This is a genomic window from Chitinophaga hostae (assembly GCF_018224885.1).
Lineage (GTDB): Bacteria > Bacteroidota > Bacteroidia > Chitinophagales > Chitinophagaceae > Chitinophaga > Chitinophaga hostae.
Genome location: NZ_JAGTXB010000001.1, coordinates 732,151 through 752,007, shown reverse-complemented (window position 1 = coordinate 752,007; position 19,857 = coordinate 732,151). Strand labels below are relative to the sequence as shown.

At 44.8% G+C, this 19,857-nt stretch carries 16 protein-coding genes; 12 read left to right on the top strand and 4 right to left on the bottom strand.

Features of this window, described 5'->3' with window-relative positions:
* Window positions 1–16: 16 nt before the first annotated feature.
* Entirely contained in the window at window positions 17–367 is a 351-nt protein-coding gene (locus KE626_RS03110) for a winged helix-turn-helix transcriptional regulator (RefSeq protein ID WP_211971413.1), read from the bottom strand.
* Between the two features lie 114 nt (window positions 368–481).
* Between KE626_RS03110 and KE626_RS03105 the strand changes: the two genes are divergently transcribed.
* From KE626_RS03105 to KE626_RS03080, 6 genes are all read left to right on the top strand, one after another.
* Window positions 482–1,492: a zinc-dependent alcohol dehydrogenase family protein gene (locus tag KE626_RS03105; protein WP_211971412.1), complete on the top strand. Its 1,011-nt coding sequence runs from the start codon at window positions 482–484 to the stop codon at window positions 1,490–1,492.
* A gap of 215 nt (window positions 1,493–1,707) precedes the next feature.
* Window positions 1,708–3,099 (top strand): cytochrome ubiquinol oxidase subunit I, encoded by a 1,392-nt coding sequence (locus KE626_RS03100; RefSeq protein ID WP_211971411.1) that lies wholly within the window; start codon window positions 1,708–1,710, stop codon window positions 3,097–3,099.
* A gap of 4 nt (window positions 3,100–3,103) precedes the next feature.
* Window positions 3,104–4,138, top strand: a complete 1,035-nt coding sequence (cydB, locus tag KE626_RS03095; protein WP_211971410.1) for a cytochrome d ubiquinol oxidase subunit II — start codon at window positions 3,104–3,106, stop codon at window positions 4,136–4,138.
* 359 nt (window positions 4,139–4,497) lie between these two features.
* On the top strand, window positions 4,498–5,463 hold the full coding sequence (locus KE626_RS03090) for a helix-turn-helix transcriptional regulator (RefSeq protein ID WP_211971409.1): 966 nt from the start codon (window positions 4,498–4,500) through the stop codon (window positions 5,461–5,463).
* A gap of 75 nt (window positions 5,464–5,538) precedes the next feature.
* Window positions 5,539–6,570, top strand: a complete 1,032-nt coding sequence (locus tag KE626_RS03085) for a DJ-1/PfpI family protein (RefSeq protein ID WP_211971408.1) — start codon at window positions 5,539–5,541, stop codon at window positions 6,568–6,570.
* Window positions 6,571–6,721: 151 nt separating this feature from the next.
* Window positions 6,722–7,324 (top strand): GyrI-like domain-containing protein, encoded by a 603-nt coding sequence (locus tag KE626_RS03080; RefSeq protein WP_211971407.1) that lies wholly within the window; start codon window positions 6,722–6,724, stop codon window positions 7,322–7,324.
* 89 nt (window positions 7,325–7,413) lie between these two features.
* Here the strand turns inward: KE626_RS03080 and rnc are convergent, their stop codons facing one another.
* From rnc to KE626_RS03065, 3 genes are all read right to left on the bottom strand, one after another.
* Entirely contained in the window at window positions 7,414–8,058 is a 645-nt protein-coding gene (gene rnc / locus KE626_RS03075; protein WP_249207218.1) for a ribonuclease III, read from the bottom strand.
* Between the two features lie 85 nt (window positions 8,059–8,143).
* Window positions 8,144–9,397, bottom strand: a complete 1,254-nt coding sequence (gene fabF, locus KE626_RS03070) for a beta-ketoacyl-ACP synthase II (protein ID WP_211971406.1) — start codon at window positions 9,395–9,397, stop codon at window positions 8,144–8,146.
* A 23-nt stretch (window positions 9,398–9,420) separates the two neighbouring features.
* Window positions 9,421–9,657 carry an acyl carrier protein gene (locus tag KE626_RS03065; RefSeq protein ID WP_012788038.1) on the bottom strand — a complete coding sequence of 79 codons (237 nt, stop codon included), beginning with the start codon at window positions 9,655–9,657 and terminating at the stop codon, window positions 9,421–9,423.
* Window positions 9,658–10,224: 567 nt separating this feature from the next.
* On the opposite strand from KE626_RS03065, the gene KE626_RS03060 reads away from it, so the two are divergent.
* The 6 genes from KE626_RS03060 to KE626_RS03035 all read left to right on the top strand — a co-directional run bounded on the left by KE626_RS03060 (window position 10,225) and on the right by KE626_RS03035 (window position 19,847).
* The gene (locus tag KE626_RS03060; protein ID WP_211971405.1) at window positions 10,225–11,310 is read left to right on the top strand and encodes an efflux RND transporter periplasmic adaptor subunit; all 1,086 of its coding nucleotides are present in this window, start codon (window positions 10,225–10,227) and stop codon (window positions 11,308–11,310) included.
* Window positions 11,311–11,365: 55 nt separating this feature from the next.
* Window positions 11,366–14,494 (top strand): efflux RND transporter permease subunit, encoded by a 3,129-nt coding sequence (locus tag KE626_RS03055; protein WP_211971404.1) that lies wholly within the window; start codon window positions 11,366–11,368, stop codon window positions 14,492–14,494.
* Between the two features lie 34 nt (window positions 14,495–14,528).
* Entirely contained in the window at window positions 14,529–15,863 is a 1,335-nt protein-coding gene (locus KE626_RS03050) for a TolC family protein (protein ID WP_211971403.1), read from the top strand.
* A gap of 224 nt (window positions 15,864–16,087) precedes the next feature.
* Window positions 16,088–16,678: a 3-keto-alpha-glucoside-1,2-lyase-like domain-containing protein gene (locus KE626_RS03045; RefSeq protein WP_211971402.1), complete on the top strand. Its 591-nt coding sequence runs from the start codon at window positions 16,088–16,090 to the stop codon at window positions 16,676–16,678.
* Between the two features lie 1,157 nt (window positions 16,679–17,835).
* On the top strand, window positions 17,836–19,659 hold the full coding sequence (locus KE626_RS03040) for a type VI secretion system Vgr family protein (protein ID WP_211971401.1): 1,824 nt from the start codon (window positions 17,836–17,838) through the stop codon (window positions 19,657–19,659).
* 11 nt (window positions 19,660–19,670) lie between these two features.
* Window positions 19,671–19,847, top strand: coding sequence for a hypothetical protein (locus tag KE626_RS03035; protein ID WP_211971400.1), 177 nt, complete (start codon window positions 19,671–19,673; stop codon window positions 19,845–19,847).
* Window positions 19,848–19,857: the final 10 nt, after the last annotated feature.

The following is a 19,857-nucleotide window of genomic DNA, read 5'->3' as shown; positions in this document are numbered from 1 at the left end:
TACTAAAAGCTAAAAGCTAGCAGCTAACAGCTGTTTCCATCCCCATCTGTTTCCGGCCCCATTCACTTAGTAGTATAATAAAGGGCAGCAGTTCCCTTCCGGTATCAGTTAGCTGGTATTCCACCCTGGGTGGCACTTCCAGGTATACATGGCGCGTTACCAGGTTGTCCTGCTCCAGTTCGCGTAATACCTGCGTCAGCATTTTAGCAGTGATCCCGGTTAATAAGCGCCGTAGTTCTCCATATCTTCTTACCCCATTTCTCAGGTGATAAATTACCCGGCCTTTATGCTTGCCTCCAATACGTTGAAAAGCATAGTCTACTGCGCAAATCGTTTCGCTATGAATATTTTTTCCTGTTTTCTTCATTTTTTCAGCATTGATTTTCAGCAATAGTATCCAAATGGTATCTACATTCCCAAATGGTGCATACTTGTCTTATGTGAAGTTAGTCTGCAATTTTGTAGCAGAAAAAAAATTCTTATGAAAGCAATACAACAGGTCGCATTCGGACTGGAAAGTTTACAACTCAAAGAAATACCTACGCCCACACCGGCCCCTCATGAGGTACTGGTAAAAATAGAGGCGGCCTCCCTGAATTATCTCGACGTAGCCCTGGCTACCGGCACCTATAGCAAAGAGTTACCTTTGCCCCGTATTCCTACTTCCGATGGCGCCGGCGTGGTAGCAGCTGTGGGCGATAAAGTGAGTCAATGGAAAACAGGCGACCGGGTGATGATTCAATACAACCAGTTATGGCAAAACGGGCAGGCCACTGCCGCCACCGACCAAATCAGAACCGGTGTAAGCACTCCGGGGCTGTTGGCAGAATACGCCGTAATTCCTGAATATGCATTAGTACGCACGCCTGTTAACCTCAGCAGCGTAGAGGCGGCCACGTTACCCGTTGCCGGTGTTACGGCCTGGACAGGGTTGATGAGCTTTGCCGGTATCAAAGCCGGACAAACCGTACTCACACAAGGAACCGGCGGTGTTTCTCTTTTTGCTATGCAAATAGCGCTGGCAGCGGGCGCCAGGGTAATTGCCACCAGCAGCAGCCCTGAAAAACTAAAGAAACTACAGGCGCTGGGAGCGCATGAAGTCATCGACTATAAAAAAAATCCCGACTGGCATGAAGAAGTAAAGCGTATTACCGGCGGCGCCGGTGTAAACGCCACACTCGATATTGCCGGCGCACCCACCATCCTTAATTCCGTGAAATCTGTGGGGTACAATGGTTTTGTAGGGCTCGTAGGATTTATAGGAGGCGCACAATTACCGCTGGACCTGTTTTCCATTGTAGGCAACTACATCCGTTTACAGGGTTATTCTGTTGGCAGTGTGCAAAGCTTCCGGGAACTGGCGGCCGCTGTTGCAATAAATAATATCCACCCGGTAATAGACAGCGTATTCCCACTAAGCAAGGCGCAGGAAGCATTCAGACATATGGGCAGCGGCAGCTATTTCGGGAAAGTAGTAATTGAAATCAGCTAACTGACAATAAAATATAAACGTCCTGCGCTACGGCAGGACGCTATATCAAGTAAACCATTACACTAAAATTATTGTTTCAAGATAGTAAAAACAAAGGGATAAACCGGTTATTTACTTGTTAAGGTGATGATAACATTATATTTTTATCAATACATGACAAACATCAGTTTCATGGATATCTTCACCAACTACCTTTGCATCAATAATTTTATATTATGCCTTCCGTAGAAATACTATCCAGAATACAGTTTGCATTTACCATCGCCTTTCATTACATCTATCCTCCGTTGAGCATAGGACTGGGGCTTTGCCTGGTCATTATGGAGGGGCTGTATCTTAAAACGGGGCTCGCGCTTTATAAAGACATTACCCGTTACTGGATCAAAATATTTGCCCTGATCTTCGGTATTGGTGTAGCCACGGGCATTGTGATGGAATTCGAATTCGGCACCAACTGGGCCACTTACTCTCATTACGTAGGCGATATTTTTGGAAGTGCGCTGGCAGCAGAAGGTATTTTTGCGTTTGCCATGGAATCGGCCTTCCTCGGGGTATTATTGTTTGGCTGGAACCGGGTCAATAAAGGTGTCCATTTCTTTTCTACCTGCATGGTGGCTTTGGGCTCCATTTTTTCGGCTTTATGGATCGTGATTGCCAACTCCTGGCAGCAAACGCCTACCGGCTTCCGCATAGAAGGCCATGATCTGCAGGCCCGCGCGGTAGTAACGGATTTCTGGGAAATGGTATTTAACCCTTCTTCTGTAGATCGCTTTTCACATGTTATTATAGGATCTTTCCTCGCCGGCTCCTTTCTCGTTATGAGCGTAGCCGCCTGGTATATATTAAAACGGCGTTTTACAGAACATGCACAAGCCATGTTCAAAGTAGGGCTGGGAGTAGCTGTCATTGCTGCTCTAATGCAACTTTTTACCGGTCACCGCTCCGCCCATTACGTCAGCAAATATCAGCCAGCCAAATTAGCCGCCATGGAAGGACATTATGATAGTTCCGCCGTAGCGCCCATGTATATTGTTGGCTGGGTAGATAATAAAAAGGAGCAAACAACCGGTATCAAAATTCCGGGAGGCCTTTCCTTCCTCGCACATGGCAGTTTTTCAGCGCCAGTGGAGGGTTTGAGGGCAACGCCAAAAGAAGACCGGCCCGGAGCAGTGAACTTCGTTTTCCAGATGTATCACCTCATGATTTCCATTGGAATGATACTGATCGGTCTTACGCTGCTGGCAGTGTTCCTATTATGGAGAAAAAAATTATTCAACCAGCGCTGGCTGATGACCATCTTCGCCTGGGCAGTATTACTGCCGCAGATCGCCAACCAGGTAGGATGGTATGCCGCAGAGGTTGGCCGGCAACCCTGGGTAGTGTATAAACTGCTGCGCACCTCAGATGCGTTGTCCCGCAAGGTAACCGCCGACCAGGTGATGTTTTCCCTGATATTATTTACACTGGTATATATGTTGCTGTTTACGCTCTTCATTTATTTGCTGACCCGGAAAATACAGCATGGTCCTGATATTTCAGAGAATGCCGAAACAGAATACCATGGCTATTACCATGATAATATTACTTACCACCCAACAAAATTATAGCAGTATGGAAACAATACTCGGACTGGATCTTCCCACCTGGTGGTTTTTAGTGATCGGCGGATTGATCACTGGTTATGGTGTGCTGGATGGTTTTGACCTGGGAGCAGGTTCATTACACCTGTTTTTTAAGAAAGAAGAAAGCCGGCGCCTGGTACTTAACGCTATCGGTCCCGTATGGGATGGTAATGAAGTATGGCTGGTCATTGCGGGCGGCGCCCTGTTTGCCGGCTTCCCGCTGGTGTATGGCGTGGTGTTATCTACCTTTTATGTTCCCTTTATGCTATTCCTGGTAGCCCTGATTTTCCGGGCTATTTCCATAGAATTCAGGAGCAAGGAACCCTGGCTGTGGTGGCGGAAAATGTGGGATATCAGCTACACCGTTTCCAGTACGGCCATTACCCTGTTACTGGGATTGGTATTGGGAAACCTGATACACGGGCTGCCTATCAACAAGGAACATGAATTTACCGGCACACTGCTTTCATTCTTTAATCCCTACGCGATACTGATATCGTTTACCACGTTATCATTGTTTATGTTGCATGGCGCTATTTACCTGGTCATGAAAACAGAAAACCGGCTGTATACCCGGCTCACAGTGATTGTAAACAACTGCAGCAAATTTTTTATCCTGTGCTTTATACTAACGTCGATGGCTACCCTTATTTATGTACCTCATATGACGCATCAGTTTAAATCGCATCCGCAGTTATTTGGTCTACCCATGCTGGCGGTACTCATCCTGCTTAATATTAAAAGGAACGTGGATGCCCGGAAGTACTATACTGCTTTTCTTTACTCCTGTATTATTACGGCCTGCTTACTGATCCTGTTTGCAGTTGGATTATATCCCAATATTGTAATATCTACCACAGATCCGGCCTACAGCATCAGTATTTATGCGGCTGCGTCTTCCGTAAAATCCTTAAAAATTATGTTGTTGATTGCCGCTATTGGCACCCCTATGGTTATTGGATATACCACTTTCCTGTTCTGGACTTTCCGGGGTAAGGTGAAGTTAAATGAGATGAGCTACTAGAGCTGTTAGCCATTAGCTGTTAGCTGTTAGCAAATTTGTTGATGTCGCAGTAGCTGGTAGTTTAGAGAGAAATAGTAGGTATCGAGGTTTAAGTGCTAAAAGCTAATAGCTAACCGCTATAAAAAACCGGTCCCCGCAAGAAATTGCAGGGACTTACCATTTAACCTATATTCTGTACTGTAGCATTGTGTTGATGATCTCCCGAAAGTCTCCATTGTCATTTTCCGGTATCCTATCGTTTATCAGGAGATAATGATGTATTTAAGACGGTCTGCTTTGACTAAAGTTTAATTGGTTTAAAAAATTTTCTGAAAATAATTTCCGGAGGCCGAAATTCGTACCCTGAATTAATTGCTTCCATGAATCGCATTGACCGTCTTACCGCCATTCTCATACAACTACAGGGTAAAAAAATAGTCAGGGCTGCTGAAATAGCCGACCGTTTTAACATTAGCTTAAGAACAGTTTACCGGGACGTAAAGGCCCTGCAGGAGGCTGGTGTGCCTATTGGGGCGGAGGCCGGAACCGGCTATTACATTGTGGAGGGCTATCACCTGCCACCGGTGATGTTTTCGAAAGAAGAGGCGGCAGCATTGCTTACCGGTGAAAAGCTCATGGAGCAATTCAGCGATCACAGCAACAAAAAGCAATTCAGCCTGGCGATGGAAAAGATACGCTCCGTACTCCGTGGCAGCGAGAAGGATTACCTGGAATCCCTGGATGAAAACATTGCGGTATTGCGGTATCAACCCGCCAAAACGGAAGCCGAAGAGTTCCCCAACCGTTTTTTATCGGATATACAGCAGGCACTTGGTATGACCCAGGTGGTCAGCATGGAATACTTTTCCCTGCAGGAAGAAGTAGCTACCAGGCGGGAGGTAGAACCCATAGGCATCTTTCATATCAGCCATAACTGGCACCTGATAGGCTTTTGCAGGCTCAGACAGGGCTATCGGGATTTCAGGGTAGACCGGATACGTAAGCTCACAGTACTTTCCACGTCCTACCGGAAGGATAAGCACCCCTCCCTCCAAAATTACCTGGAACAACAGCGCCAACGGAACAGGGAGGAAAACGCCTACCTTATTAAAATAGTCATTGATAATGACATCATGCGATACATCCGCGACCAGAAATACTACTATGGCCTGATGGAGGAAAAGGTGACCGGCGACCAAACCGAGCTTACCTTCCTACACGCTCACCTGGGACACTTTGCCAGGTGGATTATCATGCTCGGGAACCATGCAAAGGTGATCCAGCCGCAGGAGCTCAAAACAGCTATCCAGGACCTGGTGAAGGAGCTTCATGATCATCATTTTTAGTTTTTTAAAATGCTGCTGACATAAGGTTGTCACTGCCCGGTTGTTGCTTTGTATTGTTATCAAAAAAGATACAATATGAAAAAGCTCGACAACTGCTACGTATTCCTCTTCGATGGCTATTCTGACTGGGAACCGGCACTTCCTATGTATGGCATTGGTTCCTTTACTGATATTAACATTGTTACCTTTTCACTGAACGGGCAACCCGTTACTTCCGGGGGCAAGCTGCCGGTACAACCACAGGCCAGCCTGGAACAGGCCATGAAAGCGGATATTGACCTGCTGATCCTCCCCGGCGGTGCGCCTATGGAACAGGGCGCCAATACAGAAGTACTACCGCTGGTTCAACAGCTGCTGGACCGCCAAAAAACAGTAGCCGCCATTTGCGGCGCCACCGTATTACTGGCGCAACATGGCTTCCTTGATAACATTGCCCATACCAGCAATCACGCTGAGGTACTCAAGGCGCTGGCGCCGGCCTATAAAGGAGGCGATTTCTATGATAACAGCCCCGCCGTTGCTGCCAGCCAGATCATCACTGCCAGCGCTACCGCTATGGTAGCGTTTACCAAAGCTATCTTTAACCACTTTGATTTACAGGAGAACGAACAGCTTAAGTTCTGGTTCAGCTTTTTTGATGCCGGATCAGCAGGTACAGAACTGGAAAACACCCTCCCTTTTCATTTCTTCTATCGTCGTTACGAAACTAATTATGCAGGTATGATAGAGCTGGTACGTACCGCTATTAAAGTGGTGTATCAACAGGCAGTGGAAGCCGGGCTGGAGATCTGTGGCGCACCGCAATGGCACTATCATGGCTTCGATGGACAGCCGGACACCGTATTTACACTGGATATAGGACTACCGGTTACCGAAGTAAAACCCGTTACCGCACCCTGGCAGTGTGAAACATTGCCGCCATTCAAGTGTGTAGGTATGCAGCATCACGGTTCCTGGGATCTCCTGGCTAACACTTACGGTAAACTGTTTGCCGGTATGGGAATGCTGGGCTTACAAATGAATGGCTATACCCGGGAGCAGTACCTGCGCTACAACTTTGAGCATCCGGAAAAGAACATTACCAATGTGCAAATTGGGATAGTATAGCAGGATAGTGGGTACGGGAACGGGCGCCTGTACCCATTATTGGCTATACCAACAACAGGAATTCAACCTTTCACAAATGAAAACTTACATATACCTGGGATGGTTGCTTCTGATCACATTTGTTTTTGATATACAGCTAACATTAACAAACATGAATAAACTGGATTTAACTAAAACATTCAAACAATACTATACAGCAACCGGCATCCCGGAGCTGGTTACCATAGAAAAAGGTCTTTTTGTTACTATATCTGGCAAGGGAGATCCCAATGGTGCTGCATTTGGAGAAGTTACTGCCGCTTTGTATGCGGTAGCTTACGGCATTAAGTTCAGCAGCAAACAAAAAGGCCGGGATTTTACCGTAAGTAAACTGGAGGGCTTCTGGTGGGTAGATGACAATAGCGTTGATCCGTTACAGGTACCCAGGGACCAGTGGCATTATGAGCTGGCTATCCGGATGCCGGATGAAGTAACAAGGCAACAATTTTCAGAGGCAGTACTGTCGGCAGAAAAGAAGAAGAAATCGGTTTATATCCGTGCAGTAGATTTCAAGCATATAGAAGAGGGGTTGTGTATACAATTGTTGCACACAGGCCCTTTTAGCGAGGAGCCGGGTTCATTGAAAAAGATGGAGGATTTCATGCAGCAGAGAGGCTTGCAAATGAACGGGCGTCATCATGAAATTTACTTATCCGACTACAGGAAAACTGCACCGGAGAAATTAAAAACGATATTAAGGCATCCGGTGAGATAGAGGAGCTGTTAGCCATTAGCTGTTAGCTCTTAGCAAGCGGAGGATAATTGAATGTGGCAGAATGATGCAGGAATAATCAGCCGACGAGTTTAGTCGCCCAGTCCAAGTTGTATAATGGCTTGCTGGGCGGCAATCTGGCTGGCATCTTTTTTATTAAAGGCTTTACCGCTGCAGATCAGTTCTCCGTCTACCACAGCCCCCACAGTGAATATACGCCGGCCATTATCCATTTGTTCCTCGAGTAATTCGAATTCGAGGGTTTTGCCATTTTTATTGGCCCAGCCGTATAGTTTGTTTTTGTGGTTCATTTCCACGGTTTCCAACATTTCCATATCGATGTATGGCATGATAATGCGTTTGTGAACGAACTGCTGGGTTTTATTGTAACCGCGGTCGAGGTAAACGGCGCCAACCAGGGCTTCGAGGGTGTTGCCGAATATCTGGCTGATTTTGAGAAAGCTGTTGTATTTATCGTAGATGGTCAGCTTGCGCAGTCCCATTTTGATGGCGATGTCATTTAACTGTTGCCGGTTAACGATTTTGGATCGCATCTCCGTTAAATAACCTTCTGTTTTGTAGGGATATTTTTTAAAGAGATAGTCTCCCACAATGGCACCGAGAATGGCGTCACCGAGGTATTCCAGCCTTTCGTTGCTTTCCAGGAATTTTTCTTTACTGGAACGATGGCTCAGGGCCACTTCATAAAGGGCAAAGTTGCCTGGGGGAAAACCCAACAGGTTGTGCAGCTCTTTATATAAGTGCCGTTTTTTGGAAACTAGTCGATATAAAAAACCTGGCAGTAAATTCACACAATCAGGATCAAGGAACGAATTTTTTGAAAATCACGGAGGCGTTATGTCCTCCAAAACCAAAGGTATTGGATAATCCGGCGCCTACTTCTCTCTTTTGTGCGATATTAAAAGTAAAATTCAGCTTCGGGTCTAACTGCGGGTCGTCAGTGAAGTGGTTGATCGTAGGAGGAACTATGCCATCGAGGATTGACATAATTACGGCTATAGATTCAACGGCGCCGGCAGCCCCGAGTAAGTGACCAGTCATGGATTTTGTAGAGCTGATGTTCATTTTATATGCGTGCTCGCCAAAAACGCTCTGAATGGCTTTTACTTCGGCAATATCTCCCAACGGAGTGGAAGTACCGTGAACGTTGATATAATCGATTTCATCAGCCTGCATACCGGCATCTGCCAAAGCGTTACGCATTACATTCAATGCGCCCAGTCCTTCCGGATGGGGGGCAGTGATGTGATACGCATCTGCGGTAGCGCCGCCGCCGGCTAACTCTGCATATATCCTGGCGCCTCTTTCCTGTGCATGTTCTAACGATTCCAGTACCAGGGCACCAGCTCCTTCTCCCATGACAAAACCATCGCGGTCGAGATCAAAGGGGCGGGAAGCAGTTTTAGGGTCATCATTTCTTTCCGAAAGGGCCTTCATGGCATTAAATCCGCCAACACAAGGTTCGTTGATGACATTCTCCGATCCTCCGGTAATAACCATGTCAGTTTTACCATATCGGATACTGTACATTGCCTCTATAATAGCGTTAGTAGCAGATGCACAAGCAGATACAACGGAAAAATTGGGCCCCCTGAAACCATGGCGGATAGAAATATACCCGGCCGCGATATCAAGAATAAGCCTTGGAATAAGGAATGGGCTGAAGCGGGGTGTACCATCCCCTGTGTGGAACTCTTTCAGTTCGTTACTGAAATTGATCATACCTCCAACACCGGTACCCCATATCACCCCAACACGATCAGCATTGATCTTGTCTTTATTGATATTGGCGTCCAGTATCGCCTGATCTGCGGCAATTACAGCCGTTTGTGTAAAGGGGTCCATTTTACGGGCCTCTTTTTTGTCCAGGTAGTTAGCAGGATCAAAATTTTTCAGTTCACAAGCAAAACGAGTTTTAAACTTGGAAGCATCAAATTGCTTGATAAAATCCGCGCCGGATACACCGTTCGTCAATCCGTGCCAAAAATCAGCTACGGAATTGCCGAGCGGTGTAAGAGCGCCTAAACCTGTAACGACAACTCGTCTTGGTTGCATTAAAACAATTCTGATTAGGAGGATTATTTTACATGTTCTTCCAGGTAAGCAACTGCCTGGCCAACAGTAGTAATAGTTTCAGCTTGTTCGTCAGGAATGGAGATGTTGAATTCTTTTTCGAATTCCATAATCAGTTCTACCGTATCCAAAGAGTCAGCGCCTAAGTCGTTGGTGAAGCTGGCTTCAGGAGTTACCTCGGCTTCGTCAACGCCCAATTTGTCAATGATGATCTTTTTAACTCTTGATGCAATGTCTGACATAATTTTAAGTGTTTTTGGTTTAAAACTTGACTGCAAAAATATAATTTTTATTGAATTGCCAACAGATAGCCCGAATTTTAAAGGCGCTCCAATAGGGCCAATCCCACCAAACCCAGTACAGTAAACATATTCATTGCTTTGTTAATAAAAGAATTTATATAATTTTGATCCTGGCAGGTTTACAGATTTGCATATTTTACCACAAAAGTCGCCTTTTTCGGGACAAATACGCCAATCTCCCAAATTCAAAATATATAAATCTTAAAATATCTCCATTCAACCGGCTATTTAGCCACTTATCTAAAGCCTTAACGCTATTTAACAGTTGCCGGTAGCTTTCAGGCCCCTCAATGCGTAAATTTGTCCGGCTTATGAGACCAGTAGTATGAATAGCCTGTTTCCAGGTACTGTATTCGCTGCTCTTTTGCTAAAAACTAACAAACCAGGAACTAACAGCTAACATTTACCGCTTTTGCCTGAAGCTGATAAACCGGAACCAGTAGCTAATATTCGCTGCATTTTCGCTAAACGCTAACAGCCAAAAGCTAACAGCTATAAAAAATAGATATGGCCATCACCAAAAAGACCGTTCGTTCAATAATATTATTGGTCGTAGCGGGTATCGTCATCTTCCTCGTTTACAAGAAAATAGCCGGCAATAAGACCGGCGAACCAACTGCCGGCGCCGCCGGGGCTAAAGGCGGCGGTGCTAAAGTACTGCTCACAGATGCCTGGGTAGTTAAAACATCCCGGCTCGACCAATCTATTGAAGCAAGCGGCACCTTGCAAAGCAATGAGGAAGTAGAGGTGAAACCCGAAATCAATGGCCGCATCATACACCTTTATTTTAAAGAAGGAACTTCCGTTAAAAAAGGAGACCTCCTCGTAAAATTATACGACGAAGACCTTAAAGCCCAGCTTCAAAAGCTGAAATTACAGCAGCAACTGGCCAAAACTACCCTCGAACGCCAGGAAAACCTGCTTAAAATAAATGGTATCAGCCAACAGGACGTAGATGTGACCCGCAACCAGGTAAGCGCCTACGGAGCCGATATGGACTATACCCAAACGCAACTGCAGAAAACAGAACTCCGTGCCCCCTTCAGCGGGAAGCTCGGATTGAGGAATGTCAGCGAAGGCGCCATTGTGTCTTCCGCCACCATTCTTACCACCCTCCAACAGATAGATCCATTAAAAATGGACTTCGCGGTAGCCGAAAAATACCGTAACGCTATAAAAAATGGCGACCAGGTGAATTTTTATGTGGCCGGCGATACCAAAGAATATAAAGGCAGCATCTACGCCATCGATCCTAAAATAGACCTGACCACCCGCACCGTGAAACTCCGGGCCATCGTTCCTAATAATAATGGTGTACTCTTCCCGGGCTCCTTTGCTAAAGTGAAAATTATACTGAAAGACCTGCCAGACGCCATGATGATCCCTTCACAAGCCGTTATTCCAGGTACCCGCGATAAAAAAGTAATTGTTGCAGACAAAGGCACCGCCAAATTTGTAATAGTGGAAACAGGCCTGCGCACGGAAAGCTCGGTTCAGATCACCAGCGGACTGCAACCGGGAGATACCGTTATCACTACCGGTATCCTCCAGCTGAAACCAGGAATGCCGCTGAAGTATAATAAGATACAATAATGAAGAATTACGAATCAGGAATTACGAATTCGTAATTCTTTCCAAAATATTTACCATGAGTTTACCTTCATTATCTCTCAAACGCCCTGTATTTGCCATCGTGATGAATATCATTATCGTGATATTCGGACTGGTGGGCTTTACTTTCCTGGGTGTGAGAGATTTCCCGGCTATTGACCCGCCTATTGTAAACGTACGCACCTCCTATGCCGGCGCCAATTCGGACATCATAGAAACACAGATCACCGAACCACTGGAAAAACAAATCAATGGTATCGCCGGGATCAAGAATATATCTTCCAGCAGCAGCCAGGGCAGCAGCAATATCACAGTGGAATTTGAACTGGGACAGGACCTCGAAGGCGCCACCAACGACGTTCGTGATAAAGTATCACAGGCCCTCCGCAGTTTACCACCCGATATCGACGCACCGCCCGTAGTTTCCAAGCAGGACGCCAACTCAGACGCCATTATCTCCATGACCGTACAGAGCAACACCCGCAATCAGCTGGAAGTAACCGAATATGGCACCAACGTACTTCTCGAAAAACTGCAAACCATTCCCGGCGTGAGCGCCATACAGATATGGGGAGAAAAAAAGTACGCCATGCGTATCTGGATGGATCCCGCAAAACTATCTTCCTATAGCCTTACTCCCGGCGATGTACAGGCAGCACTCGCCCGCGAAAACGTGGAACTGCCCTCCGGAAAAATAGCCGGTAACGCCACCGACTTCACCGTACGTACCTTTGGCCGCCTTGTATCGGAAGATGACTTCAATGGACTGATCATCAAAAATGTAAACGGCAGCGAAATACGTATCCGCGACATCGGGCAGGCAGTACTGGGACCTGAAAATGAAGAAACCGTGCTGAAAGAATCCGGCAGCCCCATGATTGCACTGGCGCTTATTCCGCAGCCAGGCTCCAACTATGTGGCCATCGCAGATGAATTTTATAAACGCTTCAACCAGCTGAAAAAGGATATCCCGGACGACTACTCCGTAAACATCGCCATGGATAATACCCGCTTTATCAAACAATCGATCGATGAAGTAGAGGAAACCCTTATTGTGGCATTGGTACTGGTAATCATTATTGTATACCTGTTTTTCCGCGACTGGCTCATGGCACTGCGTCCATTAATAGATATCCCGGTATCCCTGATCGGCGCTTTCTTTATCATGTATGCCTGTGGCTTCACCATTAATATACTCACCCTCCTGGCCATCGTACTGGCAACGGGACTGGTAGTAGATGACGGTATTGTGGTAACAGAAAATATTTATAAGAAGATAGAAGCGGGTATCCCACGTATGCGGGCGGCCCGGGAAGGATCAGAAGAAATATTTTTTGCAGTTATCGCCACCTCTATAACCCTGGCCTTTGTATTCTTACCTATTATCTTCCTCCAGGGCTTTGTGGGACAACTGTTCCGTGAGTTTGGTATAGTAGTGGCCGGCGCCGTCATCATCTCGGCCTTTGTATCACTGACATTAACACCAGTACTGAACGTAAAACTGGGCCGTAAAACACATACCCACTCCTGGTTTTACAATAAAACTGAACCTTTCTTCCGCTGGATGGAAGATGGCTATAAAAACTCGCTGGAATCGTTTATGCGTTTCCGTTGGGTGGCAGGTTTAATCATTACCGGCTGCCTGGTGATGATCTATTTCCTTTTTAAAACATTACAGTCTGAACTGGCGCCGCTGGAAGACCGCAGTACTTTCCGTCTTTCTATTACCACACCGGAAGGAACTGCCTACGACTACATGGATAACTATGTGGACAAGCTCACCAAGTTCATGATTGACTCTATACCGGAAAAGAAAATTGTGCTCAGCGTTACCTCCCCGGGATTCAGCGGATCAGGCGCCGTGAACACAGCATTTGCCAACGTCATGCTCACCGAACCGCACGACCGTAAGCGCTCACAAAAAGATATCGTGAACATGGTAAACCGCAACATGAATAAATTTCCGGAGGGAAAAGTGTTTGCCATTGAATCACAAACCATCCAGGTAGGACGCCGCAGCGGCTTGCCTGTATCCTTTGTGCTGGAGCATATCAATTTTGACACACTTACAGCAGTACTGCCAAAATTCATGGAAGAAGTAGGTAACAGTACGGTGTTCCAGGGTACCGACGTGGACCTGAAATTCAATAAGCCCGAGCTGCGTATTCATATTAACCGCGATAAAGCCACCCAGCTGGGCGTTTCCGTCCAGGATATTTCACAAACATTACAGCTGGCATTGAGTAACCTGCGTTATGGTTACTTTATCAGGAATGGTAAACAATACCAGGTAATGGGGCAGGTATTCCGCGCCGATCGTGACGATCCGATGGATCTGCAAAACCTCTATGTACGCAATTCCCGTGGCGAAGCCATACAACTCGATAACGTAGTAACTATTGAGGAAGAAACCAGTCCGCCGATTATTTATCACTTTAACCGGTATAAATCAGCTACTATTTCCGCAGGGTTGGCACCAGGAAAAACCATTGGTGATGGTCTTAAAGAGATGTACCGGATTTATGATAAACTACAAAAAGAACGGGTACTGGATGATTCTTTCAATACCGCATTATCCGGTTCATCCCGCGACTATGCCGAAAGCGGCTCCAACACGATGTTTGCATTGGGCTTAGCGCTGGTACTCATTTACCTGGTACTGGCCGCTCAGTTCGAAAGCTGGGCTGATCCGCTGACCATCATGCTTACTGTACCGCTGGCATTTGCCGGTGCATTATTATCGTTATGGTTATTTAATCAAACATGGAATATCTTTTCCCAGATCGGCGTAATTATGCTGATAGGGTTGGTAACGAAAAATGGTATCCTCATCGTTGAATTTGCAAACCATCAGCGCGATAGTGGTATGAAAAAGGAGGAGGCAGTGATACATGCATCTTCCATGCGTTTGCGCCCTATCCTGATGACAAGCCTCGCGATGGCGCTCGGAGCGTTGCCAATTGCCATGTCGCTCGGAGCAGCTGCTACCAGCCGTATTCCATTGGGTATTGTGATAGTAGGCGGTATCATATTCTCGCTGGTATTAACGCTTTATGTAATTCCGGCGATGTATACATTTCTTTCCCGCAGAGGTAAGATCTCGCATCAGGATGAAGAAGAATTGGAAAATGACGCCGAAACACAGGTCGCATCAGCACATGGGTGAGTACTACGAACTGAATGACTAAGCTTAAGTAATTATGATGAAATATATCAAGAAGCGTTGTTTATTATTATTGCTGCTCCTGGCAAGCGCCTGCGTATTGAAAGCGCAGGATAAAGTGCTTACCCTGGAACAGGCAATAGATGTAGCGCTTAAAAACAACTACGATATCCGTTTGGCTAAAAATACCGCAGAACTGTCGGCTAACGATTACGCCTATGCGGATTTTGCCTTTGTGCCACGTTTGAATGCTACTGCAGGTACTACCTGGAACCGTACAGCCACAAAACAGGAGTTTGTAAACGGTACCACCCGTGATACCAGCGGCATCAAAGGCAATAATATCAATGGTAATGTAAGTCTCAGCTGGACTTTATTCGACGGTCTGAAAATGTTTGCCACCCGCAATAAACTGGAGTCTATCCGTAGTCTCGGCGAGCTGGCGATCAAAGACCAGGTACAAAATTCCATTGCCACTATTATCAGCGGTTACTACAATATTGTGCAACAGAAACAGCAGCTGAAAGCCTTATCCGAACAGATGTCGATTTCCGAAGAGCGGGTAAAATTATCTGATGCAAAATTCAGTACGGGCCTTGCTCCAAAAACAGATCTGTTACAATCCAAAGTAGACTTAAATGCGCAGAAAGCATTGTATATCCGTCAGCAAACGCTGATAGAGCAAAGTAAAGCGTTGCTCAATCAATTGATGGCAGTACCCGCAGGCGCTACCGGATATGATGTGGTAGATTCTATTCCTTTGGATAACGGAATATCATTTGCCGTGTTGCAGCAAAATATTGCCAACAATAATACCGCCATTAAAGTACAGCAGCAAAATATAAATATCTCTGCGCTGACCATCAAAGAACGTCGTGCCGATTATTTCCCGGTAGTATCATTTAATTCTGGTTATAACTATACAAGGAATACTTCTAATGCCGCTTCCAACGCATTCAGTCCCCGTTTTAGCCGTAATGGAGTTTTCAATTACGGACTAACTGCTGCCATCCCTATCTTCAATGGCTTCAATGTAAAAAGACAAGTACAGAATGCCCGGATAGATTTTGATTTTCAGAACATCACATTAGACAACATAAAGTCGCAGGTAGACCTCTCTCTTAATAATGCGTTCAAAGACTATGAATATTATAAGAAACAGGCCTCACTGGAAGAAGAGACCAATGACCTTGCCAGGGAAAATGCAATGGTAGCATTAGAGCGTTTCAAACAGGGTGTATCTACTATTCTTGAAGTAAAAATAGCGCAACAGAGCCTCGAAGATTCCTACTACCGTTTAATCCAGGCCCGCTATAATACTAAATTGGCAGAAACTGAGTTGGGCAGGTTGAATGGCGCATTAATAAAGTAATCGAGTCGCTGATATTTTTTTCGGGAGAAGCGAATGATACGATGTATCATTCGCTTCTTTCATTGTGCGCCTGTTCTCACCTGGGGTATTGTACGGGCATGAACAGTGGAATGTATCACTTCCGGACACATTAGTTAATATTCAATATAATAACAAATGTTTATCAGCCTCCATCTATCCGGCATGGTTTTGCAAACGCTATCAGCTATAAACATTATAATACTATGTTACGTTACACCGGCATTACCTTTATCTGTCTTTTCCTATTGGTGATAACCGCAGAGGCGCAGGAGCTGCGCGTGGTGAACCGTGGGATGATTAAAGATTCCGTGATACACCTGAACGAGGCGCCTGGTATGGGAGTTGTCTGGATCACGCAATCAAATTTTTCCAACGGAGCCATCGAATTTGATGTAAAAGGGAAAAATCTGTTACAGAAGAGCTTTGTGGGAATTGCATTTCATGGTGTCAACGACACCACATACGACGCCGTATATTTCCGCCCTTTTAATTTCCAGGTACCAGAAGCCGGCAGGCGAGGTCACTCGGTTCAGTATATTTCTCTTCCGGCGCACGACTGGCAGCAGCTAAGACAGGACTTTCCTGGTAAATATGAAAATGAAATAGATCCTTCTACCAACCCTAATAAATGGTTTCATGTAAAGGTAGTAGTGGCTTATCCGGAAGTATCTGTGTATGTAAATGAAGAAAGGTGCCTGACGGTATCCCAGCTCAGCACACAGAAAACCGGTATGATCGGGTACTGGGTGGGCTATGGCTCGGCCGGAGATTGGAAAAATCTGGAGATAAAATAAGTTAGTTGATTGATACAGTTAGAAGTCGGCTTTAGGAACTCGTGTTCTTAGAGCCTTTTTTGTTGGGTTCTATTTTCAACAGAACTGTTGAACAGTGATATACCAATTGAAATAACCTGCACATGTTATCGTTTCCAAAAGCATTGCGCTCCTTATGCTTATCATTTCGATTCAACAGGTGCATATTTATTGTTCCCAAAAGCATTGCCCATCCTTTGTGTTTATCATTTCAATGCTGCAGGTACATGTTTATCGCTCCAGAAGGCATTGAGCACCCCTTACGCTCATCATTTCGATGCTACACTGCAGGTACATATTTATCGCGCCAAAAGGAATTGAGCACCCCTTACGCTCATCATTTCGATGCTGCATATATACACAACAACCATCCACCATAAAAACTTTTGGTCTATGTGCCCAAATAGCTGGCTTGTTACCTCACTATACCCAGCAAGGAAATTTACTTCCGCAAACAATTCATCCGCTATAGGGCAGAAGATATTGTTTCCCAACTGATTACAGGGAACTTCTGAACAAGCTTAATTTCGCTCACGTTTTCTACGGTATTTTTCCGATATGATATGTATACATCGTGCAAAAAATTCTTTCGCTATAAAAAAAAAATCCATTCCTCACGCATTTTCCGTGATCATGAAAACCAGGCATTAACGCCGTTGCATTGCTGTTACATTTCCACAACGTGTAAACATAACAGCAAAACAATATCGTTAAGCGAACCCATGTCCCCACTTGGTTTCAGCTCATTAATGCAACATACATTTACTATCGGATGGAATACTTGTTGTGACGACAGATCTGCCTTATTAAAGTGGCAGCGTCAACAAAAAAAGAAGTGCTCTTTCTTTAACTAATGCACCGAAGTTATATTTTTTTCAAATAAGAATAAAAAATTAAATTTTACTTTCTTCTTTATCCAATCAATTAACGACAACTCAAAAACTATATTGACAAAGGATTTCGCATCATTATACTTTCAATTACATTTTTTAAAAAAGTTTTTAAAAATATTTTTTTAGGTAGGAATCTTAATTATTTTTTCTCAATTAAAATTAATTACATAATTTCGATGCATTGTTTGTTAACATTCGATGTTAACTCCTCCAAAACAAATCCTCAACCAAACACAATCCTACACCATGTCTTTAAATACAATAACAACTGTATCTATAGCAGAGCAAAAATTTGGTCAATTTCAATTTCTTCACCTGAAACAATCCATGAAAGGACATCATGAATTTGAATTAGGTATTAAATACGACTGGTTATCAAAGCATGGAGCAAATCCCATAATAGCTGGAAAATCGCTGCTGGGAAAGGAAATCAGCATTTGCACCCAACCAGTAGAGACGACACCAGGTTTAGACCCGTTGTTATTTAATGGTATTATCACCAGTGTTAGTTCCGGTAAAGAAGACAATGGAACAACCGGCGGCTGTACGCTTAAAGGCAACAGCCCTACCATCCTTCTTTCAGGGAATCCACATATGCAATCATTTGAGCAACAGGCCTTATCATCCATTGTAAATTCCATTTTTAAAAGTTGTCATCCATTGGCTGTTAACCCTTTTATAAACCCCGCCTGCAAGCAACCCCTGAAATATATTGTACAGTACAAAGAATCAGGGTTTGACTTCCTGCATCGGTTATCACAGCGTTATGGAGAGCACTTCTTTTATAACGGTCAGCAGGTAATTTTCGGACAATACAGTCCACAGAAAACAAATCTTGTACATCAAACAGACCTGGTTGACTTCCAGATGGAATGCAAAATATTACCTGTCAACCATCTGTTTAGCAACTATAACTACCGATTGCAGCAGGTAGTTGAAGAAAATACAGAAGACCAGGTTTTCTCTCTCAGCAACAGCTATACACAATATGTACATTCTCTGAGCAGCAAGTATTATCCTTATACTGCGGGCTATAAATTGCCTTACGCATTCAGCGGCAATACCAGGTCCGAGTTATCTGCCCTTACAAGGCAATATAAAAAAGGGCGATTGTCCCAAATGGTATCTGTAAAAGGATGCAGCCGAAATACAGGTCTGCGGTTAGGTAACATCATCAGCGTACAGGAAAGACTACCTTCCCGGGAAGATCATGGAGAATTTGTACTCACGATGCTGGAACATCATTGCACCGGAAACGGAGATTACTACAACACTTTTGAAGGCGTGCCTGCAGACATTGTCACTCCCTCCATGCAGGTGGATCATATGCCCCGTTGTGAAGCACAAAGCGCCACTGTAACAGATAACCATGATCCGAAGGGCCTGGGACGTATCCGGGTAAGGTTTAACTGGCAAAAAGGATGCACTCCCTGGATCAGAATGCATCAGCCACATGGCGGCGCCAATAAAGGTTTTTATTTCATTCCTGAAATAAATGAAGAAGTATGGGTGGATTTTGAAAATGGAAACGCCGAAGCTCCGTACGCCACAGGATGCGCCTTCAATGGAAATGCCAAAACAAACTACGGAGATGAAATGAATAATATAAAGGTAATCAGCACGCGGAGTGGCCATACCATCCGTCTCGATGACACGAACGAGCAGGAAAATATCGTCATCTCCGACAAAGGAGGTAACACCATTATCATGGACACGCATAAACAGCATATTTCCATTGCTGCCCTCGAAAATATCAAAATAACCGCGCGCAATATCGGCATTCACGCCACAGAAAATATCGATTTGAACGCCGGCCATCATATGAGCCACACGGCCGGACTCAACATCCTTCATAGTGCAGGCGATTGCCTGCATCAATACACGGTAAATGATTACCGGTTAACAGCCACCAATATCACCAAAATAGCCATGGAAAACATAAACATGCAGGCACGCGAGATTGAAAAGAAAGCAGAAGAAATAAATATTGATAGTTCCAAGGAAGACTTGCACATAAGCGCCGGCAAATCAGTTAACATTCAAAGTGGAGAAAAATCAAAAATATTTTAAACCCCAAAATCATGCGTAACAACCACGCAGGAACTGTGCTTATCATCTGTAAGAAATATACAGAAAATGGTAAACGCATCCGCTGGCAAAGCTCTGGTGAGCTTTCTATTCAATCCGGCAAGTCGATTATCATGAATGGTAAACAACATGGAATTAAATTTGAAAAAAATAACCTTCTTTCAAATTAATACCCCAAAG